The sequence below is a fragment of the Daejeonella sp. genome (assembly GCF_044342615.1).
Lineage (GTDB): Bacteria > Bacteroidota > Bacteroidia > Sphingobacteriales > Sphingobacteriaceae > Daejeonella.
In genome coordinates, this window is sequence record NZ_JBIIPN010000118.1 from 1 (window position 1) to 8,127 (window position 8,127).

The 8,127-nt window shown below is 32.3% G+C and carries 9 protein-coding genes; 4 read left to right on the forward strand and 5 right to left on the reverse strand.

Annotated elements, in window-relative coordinates; translation table 11 throughout:
• A partial coding sequence (locus ACIQ0D_RS09990; RefSeq protein ID WP_395805195.1) for a hypothetical protein occupies nucleotides 1-1,128 on the reverse strand: 1,128 nt, incomplete at its 3' end.
• 224 nt (nucleotides 1,129-1,352) lie between these two features.
• Between ACIQ0D_RS09990 and ACIQ0D_RS09995 the strand changes: the two genes are divergently transcribed.
• Entirely contained in the window at nucleotides 1,353-1,805 is a 453-nt protein-coding gene (locus tag ACIQ0D_RS09995; RefSeq protein WP_395805197.1) for a PH domain-containing protein, read from the forward strand.
• 78 nt (nucleotides 1,806-1,883) lie between these two features.
• Here the strand turns inward: ACIQ0D_RS09995 and ACIQ0D_RS10000 are convergent, their stop codons facing one another.
• From ACIQ0D_RS10000 to ACIQ0D_RS10010, 3 genes are all read right to left on the reverse strand, one after another.
• Nucleotides 1,884-2,282, reverse strand: a complete 399-nt coding sequence (locus ACIQ0D_RS10000; RefSeq protein ID WP_395805199.1) for a hypothetical protein — start codon at nucleotides 2,280-2,282, stop codon at nucleotides 1,884-1,886.
• A gap of 118 nt (nucleotides 2,283-2,400) precedes the next feature.
• Nucleotides 2,401-2,625, reverse strand: a complete 225-nt coding sequence (locus ACIQ0D_RS10005) for a hypothetical protein (protein ID WP_395805201.1) — start codon at nucleotides 2,623-2,625, stop codon at nucleotides 2,401-2,403.
• A gap of 21 nt (nucleotides 2,626-2,646) precedes the next feature.
• Entirely contained in the window at nucleotides 2,647-3,393 is a 747-nt protein-coding gene (locus ACIQ0D_RS10010) for a hypothetical protein (RefSeq protein WP_395805203.1), read from the reverse strand.
• Nucleotides 3,394-3,732: 339 nt separating this feature from the next.
• On the opposite strand from ACIQ0D_RS10010, the gene ACIQ0D_RS10015 reads away from it, so the two are divergent.
• The 3 genes from ACIQ0D_RS10015 to ACIQ0D_RS10025 all read left to right on the forward strand — a co-directional run bounded on the left by ACIQ0D_RS10015 (nucleotide 3,733) and on the right by ACIQ0D_RS10025 (nucleotide 7,589).
• Nucleotides 3,733-4,440 carry a hypothetical protein gene (locus tag ACIQ0D_RS10015; protein ID WP_395805205.1) on the forward strand — a complete coding sequence of 236 codons (708 nt, stop codon included), beginning with the start codon at nucleotides 3,733-3,735 and terminating at the stop codon, nucleotides 4,438-4,440.
• A gap of 3 nt (nucleotides 4,441-4,443) precedes the next feature.
• Complete coding sequence (locus tag ACIQ0D_RS10020) at nucleotides 4,444-5,367, forward strand: metallophosphoesterase (RefSeq protein WP_395805207.1); 924 nt, start codon at nucleotides 4,444-4,446, stop codon at nucleotides 5,365-5,367.
• A 449-nt stretch (nucleotides 5,368-5,816) separates the two neighbouring features.
• Nucleotides 5,817-7,589 (forward strand): hypothetical protein, encoded by a 1,773-nt coding sequence (locus tag ACIQ0D_RS10025; protein WP_395805209.1) that lies wholly within the window; start codon nucleotides 5,817-5,819, stop codon nucleotides 7,587-7,589.
• Between the two features lie 170 nt (nucleotides 7,590-7,759).
• Here ACIQ0D_RS10025 and ACIQ0D_RS10030 read toward each other — a convergent pair.
• Nucleotides 7,760-8,127, reverse strand: a 368-nt coding sequence (locus tag ACIQ0D_RS10030) for a TerB family tellurite resistance protein (protein ID WP_395805211.1), incomplete at its 5' end; no start/stop codon positions are given.

Below are 8,127 nucleotides of genomic sequence, written 5' to 3' on the forward strand. Positions count from 1 at the left end.
CGAAGCATCGAAATTTAATTTGCAGCTAAATTTCGATTCGTACTTTTCAAGAATATTGATCAATTGTTTTTGAATATATTGCCTAAAAACATCACCGCTTAATGCGGGATATATTAAATGGATATTCCCTAATCTGGCAATTTCTTCCAAACGAAATTTTGATTTTAAAACATCTTTAATTTCATTAAAACTTACTTTTTTAGATTCTTCATGAAAAAAATCGGCATTGTCTTCTGTCGACATGGAATAGCTCATGTCATAGGCGGCATCTAAATTTCCCAAAACAAAAATTAAAGATTTTTTAAGATTCACCTTCTTAGCACCTGTTGAACCCAAAGAAATCTCTTCTAAAAATGCTTTTAATTGACTGCCATTAAGTGTGGATATAAATGCTCTTAAATCTGATTTAAATTTAAATTTACCTGTGCATAAATCAGCTAAATCGGATATCTGCCCCTCCGTAAAAAAGCTTGGATCTGGTATTTTGATGCCATTTTCTGTTGTTGTACCAATGGGGAAATACGATTCTCTTCTCTCATTACCCATAATTTGCGTGTAAACATCAGCCAACTCGACTACTTTACCCTTTTCAATTTTTACACCTCTTTCCAGACAAATTTCTAAGCCATTTAACCAGTCATGAACTTGGGGTCTTTCATATTTTAGCGGTAAAAAATAAAAACAACCTTCATCAAGTAGAGGCCAGATCAAACGACTGAATGGTTTATCAAGCTCAGTACTATCTTCTTTCAGCGTTTTAGCATGTTGAAATTCATCGAATATCAAAACAACACGATCATCTTTCGATTTTTCGAGATACTCCAAGCGATCAAGTACATCCTCAGCAAATGATTTATCACCAAGATTAAAAGTGATGCTTGGTATAGGCTCATTAGTAAGTGCTAATTCTAAAAAACGTTCTACTAAGGAGGTCTTTCCAACTCCCGTCATGCCCCATAGATTAATAACCAAAGGTGATTCTTGTAATTCGGCAGCTAAATACCAAGGCTTTACTGCATAAATTAATTGATCAATAATTTGGTCAATCCCAATAAATTCATTTTTTAATTGCAGAGCAATTTCTATTAAACGATGATTTTTTTGACTAAACACTTTTTTTTGAGTCATTGATATTGTATTTGATTTTGTTATTTACGCATCTAAAAAAACACTTGCAAGCCATTAAGGCTTGCATGGTTTTGAACAAATTAAAACATGGAAAACACTGGTTTACATGATGTAAAATTAATGGCTTTATTTTTTCTTTTTCTGGATATACAAGCTTGTAATTTGAGATTCTATAATTTCTGAAAAGTTAATTTTGATCACAAAATAATTAGAAATTAATCATTATGAAAATCTTAAATCCTATGGCAAAGTATCATGATAATTTGCTTTTAACAGTTCAACCTTCACACTGGGTTATTGCCCACTTATATCTTATAAGTATTGCTATTGCATTTGTATTTCCTCCTTCACTATTATTTACTTTATATGCATACTTTGATCTTAAGTGCTGGAAATTCAATTTCTCGGAACAGAAAATTTTAGAGAAGAAGGGTTTATTTTCTATCAAAGAAACCGAGAATTATTATTTTAGAATTAAGTCGGTAACATTAGATAAACCCTTTCTCTACAGACTTGTGGGTCTGTCTATTCTTACTATTGAAACATCGGATTATGCCAAGCCAAGATTGGTTTTAAATGGCATTGCCAATGGAGATCAACTTAGAAGCTTTTTATATGAGCGTATTCAGTATTCAAGGAAAAAGGAGGGGGTTCGTGAGCTGGATGTCTTTAGGTAAAGAATGAGAAGGATTATCCTTCTCATTCTTTAAATTATTTAATTATAGTTTACAATACCCACATTCATCAGAGTCATTTTAATGATTGATATCCTTGAATTTGGCACTATTTTGTTCGATTTTCTCCCATTGACTAATCATTTGATCTTGAAATTGTTTAATTTTTTCATCTGAAGGAAGAATACAGCCATTATTATGATAAACAGGTAAATTGATCTTTTGTATTTCGATAATACATTGTAATAACTTAACTGTTATCTTGGAAAATACTTGCAAATCCGCAACATAAACGGCATCTATTTTGCCTTCTTTTGCCTCATAAATTAGTGTATTTAATTTTACTCGTTCTGAAATATCATCATATTCACTTAATACGTTTTCTTCATAAATTCTAAATGCATCAAACTTGTTGTTGATTAACCAATCTTTAGTTGGCAATTTATTGTCACCTTTTCTTTTATATACACCGATTTTCATTTTTTTGTTTTAATTAGTAAATCATGATTTATACGGAAATTGATTAATAAAGACACGCAATTTCCTATAATATTGTAGTGAATTGAGGGCTATAAGCTTTCCTCCTAGCCATTCAATATCAAGGAATCCATTCTATCCATTTTTCCATATCATAGCATTGATAGATATAATTTGTAGAATACACCTCACCATTCTCTCCACAAAAATCTTCAATGGGGTTATCAATTAGTCGTGGATCATAATTGTTATAAGGGAATGTCCAATTGTCGTCCAATTTGATTAAACCATGTTTTACCCCGTAAGCAAAGCGGATGTATTTAGAATAATAATTAATATCCCACATCAAATCTTCATCTGGTTCTACCTAAGATTTTAAGTTTTTTACGAAGAAATTATCTTCTCCATAAATGATTTCAAAAATTTCATTAAATACCGCTCTTGGTAACTCTTTAAAAGGGTCAAATTCGATTTTTACAATTGGGATATAATATAATTCGGTATTGCTTAAATAGTCATTAAACTTTGTTTGATAGTCGTTAAATAAGCCATCTGGGAGATTTTTTATTACATAATCTACAAATCGTTGTGCTGCTTGAAGTTCATTTTCAGTTAATTCTGCAAGGTTTTCTTTAAATTTAATATCAAGTGTTTCTGGTGCTAAAAATGATTTAGTCCCTTGTAATACGTGAAGGAGTGCTGCCTTAGTGATTTTAGGTTTACCCTCATCATCCACATTAATTTCTATATTGTATTCTTGGTTTTGATATTTTAAAATAAATGCATCTAATTCATTATGAATATGATAAGGAGCAGTTGTGATACTAAAGCCTAAAAAATGGAGAAGGTCATGGATGCTAAAACTAAACTGTTCCCCAGCGATGGATCCTGTGATTAGTAGCCCTTCATCAATAAATTGACTAGCAGTTTGCTCAATTGGTTTATCTGTAATTAGCATGTATCTTAATAAAAACTGACTTAAAGATTCTTTGCAAACAATTCTGTTCATTTGAGTAAGGTCGAGTAAATGAAATAATACATCAGAATAAACCTCATGATAATTTTTAGAATCTTTTAGAGCGTGAGTGAAAATTTTTCCTCTTTCGATAATCATAATTGCTATATTTAAATGTTTAAAAAATGAAATACTAGTAATGCAATTAAAAAGCATGCTAAATATCTCATGAATTAATATTCAAAATTACCGGACGGATTTTTAATATTTTGGGCTTTGCAAGCTTGTAAATTCAAATAAGAAAACTAGAACTTATCCTATTTTATGCTTTCAAAAAGATTTTTTTTAAAGTCACTAGGAAGGGGTTTTTAGGTAATGTTCATTAATAGCTTCATAAATTTATTGCCATTATTTATAAAATTACTTAATTTGTTGTTTGAGTAAAATTTATCTCTAGTTAATTTGAATCAAACTACATTGAATAACACAAAAAACAATATGGATTATACTTCAAGATTCAACGACTCGGTATTTGACAAATCATTATACCGTTTGTCTCCCTGCAAGACTTGCAAAGTTATCGGTGAAACGGAAGACACGGTTCGACTGGAGAGTAAATCTAATATAATTGTAGAATTGCCAAGATATTTGCTTGATGCTAATCTATTAGAAATTATTGATGGATATGTAGAGCTCAGCCCAAGTCTTTATGAAATTCATTTTATAGAGAAGCCAAGAAATGATTCAATGAAAAAAATGAATGACCTATTTAATAAAAATATTTCTAGCATTTTCAAAAGCAAAAATTTAATATTAAATAGACCTGAATATTATTACTTGACTCCCAACTATTTAGTTAGCGGTGCAGCTTATATTGGCGGTTTTAGTTTTTGTTTAGGGGCATTGCTAGAAACATTTTCACCTGAGCATCAAATTTTTCCACCAAATTTTGAACCTTTCAAAAATTTGTATTTAATAAATTTGTCAGGATCACCTTTGAGTGGGTCTTTTTCTGCTAATTTTTGGAATCCGAATTCCGAGGAAGTCGTTTGTCTTGGTTCTAATACTGGAATAATATTACCGAATACATTCATTGAATATTTTGAAGCTTTTCAAAAGAAAAGTTTTTCAGGACTGGAAATTTACGATTTTCAAGATTTAGTAATAGAGCAATTACTAAAAGAAATTGAATTAAAAGCGAATTAAAGAATGAAATACGATATTATTGGAGATATACATGGATATTTAAATGACCTATTGGCGCTATTAAAAAAGATGGGTTATGGACTGTCTGAAAGTGGTTACTATTATCATCCTGACAGACAGGCCATCTTTGTGGGGGACTATATTGATAGAGGTAAAAACTCAAAACAAGTAGTGCATCTCGTGCGAGCGATGCAGGAAAACGGCAGTGCGATAGCATTGATGGGTAATCACGAATACAATGCGATTTGCTTTCATACCAAAGGCAGTTCGGGAGAATACCTTCGCCCACGTACCAATCAAAACATCAAACAGCACTGCGCTACCCTGCACAGCTTTGAAGACGATGCATTCTTAAGTGAAAGTTTGGACTGGTTCAAGCAGCTTCCGCTCTTTTATGAAAATGAGTATTTCAGAGTCATACATGCTTGTTGGGATGCCGAACAAATAGAAATTTTTAAACAAAAAATGGAAGGCAACCAGTTGAAGATGGAGCATTTGGAAGCCTCTACTATTAAAGGGGATAACCTATATGAAGCGGTAGAAATCCTACTAAAAGGGCGAGAATTAAAACTTCCAGGCGAGCATACTTTCAAAGACGTAGAAGGCCACATACGAAACCAAGTTAGGGTAAAATGGTGGGAAAATCCAGAAGGTAAAACCTATTTGGAATACGCCGTAAATGAATTTGAACCGGCGGCGGCTGAGCAATTGACTATTCCCATTCCTCCCTATATGCAATCCATACTACCCTATCCAACCTCTGAAAAACCGGTGTTTTTTGGACACTATTGGTTGTCTGAAGAATCGCCAAAACTACAAAATCAAAAAGTTTGCTGCCTAGATTATAGCATAGCCAAAGCAGGAAAATTAGTAGCTTACCGTTTTGATGGAGAGCAAGAGTTGAACGAGAATAAATTTTGTTGGTAACCTTCTTAAACCTCGTTTTTAGGTAGTTTCATTAAATAAAATCAACATACATTGTAATGGTGTCTATGGTGATAAAAAATCTGCTATGGATAGATTTTTAAGAACTTCCCCAAAAACATAAATTAAAAGCAATAGAGATATTTAATATTTTTTAAATACTTATATAATTTATTTCATATTTTTTTTAAATAAATACATATTTTTATAAATATCTATTTTGTAAACGAAATTAATTTTTATAAATAGCAAAAAACATCGATTCCACTATCCGAATTATCGCGAAATTTAAATAGGAATGGTCACAAAGCTATAATCTATGTTCTAAATTAAGAATAAGAGAAAATTTATAAGTAATTGTCCAGACTTTTAGACTTTAGTTAAAATTATTTTATTTTAAAGAAAAAATGGAAGATATAATTCCGTTTTTTGAATAGTAAAAACAATAACCTATGATAAAGTTATTTAAAAAAATTCAAGATACCTATCCCAAATGCAGGGTTCAAGATGACAAGAATTATGTTTCGTTCTCAGTAGGCGGTGCATTTGTATATGAGTTAAGGATACAGCAGGATGTGATTCGTTTACTTGCAAGCAATTATCCTGCTAAGGCAGGTTTTGTGGAGTGTTTTAAAATCATCAAGCAGTATAAGATAGAGGGGAAGCCAATTAATGGCAATAAGATTATATATGAAGCTGGACTTCGAAGTGCGGATAAGTTCACATTGCGTATTGAGATTCCATATAATAAGAGTAATTTAACGAATGATGATTTTATCAATTCAATTATCAACTCTTGTGAAAAGTTTCACAATGTATTAATGCCTTTGGTGAGTAACTTTAGTAAAGGTAATATTGGATCTCTTTCTGAGCTGATGGGTGAAACTAAAGTTGAAAAGAACACTAAAATTTCTTCTTCAAGTAAGTCGATTCAGGCCCAGATTGCAGATGCGGTGTGTAAGAAATACAAAGATGCTGTTGTTAAAAAAGTTGATAAGGATAATTATTTGGATATCCACCTTCCTTCCGTTAATGAAAAAAAAGGAACTCACCTATTTTTTAGTACCAGCAAAGAAAAAATAAAGATGGGCTTTTATTGCCGTGATGAAGCATTTATTGATAAGGTGCTCGCTTCCTCGAACCTGATTGAAACATATTCTCATGGAGTAAGACCTTTGGGGAATCCTGAATTTACTGATGTGTCACTTGCTGTTCAACAAGCTGAGCAATTTGTTAAAAGTTTAATTTCTGAATCATCTCAATCGGCTTTAGAAGATAATATTAATAGTCTTTCTTCAGTTTATCAGTATTTAGATAATATGCAATCAGATGAGGAGGAATCAGATGAGGAGGAATCAGAAGATTTAGATTCAGAAGATGTGGAATCAGACGATGTGGAATCAGACGATGTGGAATCAGAAGATGTGGAATCAGATGATGAAGATGCTGATGATGAAGATGCTGATGATGAAGATGCTGATGAAGATGACGAAAAAGGCTTTCCACTTATCAGTTATCGTACACCTTCTGAAGAGTTAAAGGATGTTGTTAAAGCGTATTTTAAGAAGTGGCAAAAACCGTCTTTCCTCTATGCTTGGCGGATGGGGATTACTGCTTACATCCCTGAATTTGTTGAACAACTAGTTTCTGATGAGATCTGTCCCGTATTTACAGAGGAACAAATCAAGTTAATTTATGATAAAATAAATGATGAAAAAGTAATTCCTATTCTGGGTTATGCACCACCTGAACTCTTTATGCATACCAAGCATGTATGGTGGATCGTTCCATTTTGTATTTGGAAAGAAGATGTAGCTTCTATGGTTTTCGTTGATAAAAATGGGTTTTATGCACTTTTTGAAACGGATGGAGAAGTTGAAATTAGTATGATCTTCCCTTGGGATAAACTATACCAGCTTGATATTGAATATGCTGCAGATGACGATCCTAATATATGTAGATTAACCTTGTCTCAAGAAAATGGCGGATATTTAACCTTCGACGAATTTATTTCTGAAGAAGACGGAAATGGTTCTTACCTTCATGTTATTGAGGCGATTTGGGAAGCAAGAAGAGAAACGATTGAAGCTAGTAGAGATTTGTCAAGTTGGAAAGAAGGAACTGGAGGAGAAGGATTTAAATTATTTAATACTCCATCTGAATTACTTGATGAAAAACAGTGGTTAGATAATCCTAATAGGCCAGACCCGCGTTTTTTCGCATAAGCAATTTTTTAAATGACATCTTATATTACTTTCAAAAAAAACACACTTGTACTGTAAAACTCCATATTGCATAGTTTAAATAATAACAAAGCTATTAATACACCATACAAATTAAAAAGGCTGAATCAAAATAAACTGATTCAGCCTTTTTTAAATATAAAAGTATGTGATTAGTTCAAATCTATTCCGAAAACCTTTGCGATAACTGCAAAGAATTTAACTTCTCCATCAACTACTTTCCCATCAGCATTAATAATGGCTGCCATATCGCCAAGAACTGCTTTTAAATTTTCCTCGCTAAGGTTAGCTTTTAATCTTTTCGCACATTCTTCAATCTCAGCTCCAGGTTTATCGCCGCAGCTTTTTGCCCAATCAACTGATTCTTTTATTGTGATTGCCATTTCTTGCGTTTGAGTAGGTTGATACCACTCTTCGACTTTTTCAACAATTTTTTCAATTTCTTCTTGCGATAATTCACCATCGGTTATATAACCTAAGTTTAGATAAAGAAATGCTAGATCGTGTCCGAGAGTGATTG

Bases quoted from the DNA above. Each gene is read 5' to 3' on its own strand.
- ACIQ0D_RS10020 (WP_395805207.1), top strand. From the start codon at position 4,444: ATGAAATACGATATTATTGGAGATATACATGGATATTTAAATGACCTA.
- ACIQ0D_RS10015 (WP_395805205.1), top strand. From the start codon at position 3,733: ATGGATTATACTTCAAGATTCAACGACTCGGTATTTGACAAATCATTA.
- ACIQ0D_RS09995 (WP_395805197.1), top strand. From the start codon at position 1,353: ATGAAAATCTTAAATCCTATGGCAAAGTATCATGATAATTTGCTTTTA.
- ACIQ0D_RS10025 (WP_395805209.1), top strand. From the start codon at position 5,817: ATGATAAAGTTATTTAAAAAAATTCAAGATACCTATCCCAAATGCAGG.
- ACIQ0D_RS10000 (WP_395805199.1), bottom strand. From the start codon at position 2,282: ATGAAAATCGGTGTATATAAAAGAAAAGGTGACAATAAATTGCCAACT.
- ACIQ0D_RS10005 (WP_395805201.1), bottom strand. From the start codon at position 2,625: ATGTGGGATATTAATTATTATTCTAAATACATCCGCTTTGCTTACGGG.
- ACIQ0D_RS10010 (WP_395805203.1), bottom strand. From the start codon at position 3,393: ATGATTATCGAAAGAGGAAAAATTTTCACTCACGCTCTAAAAGATTCT.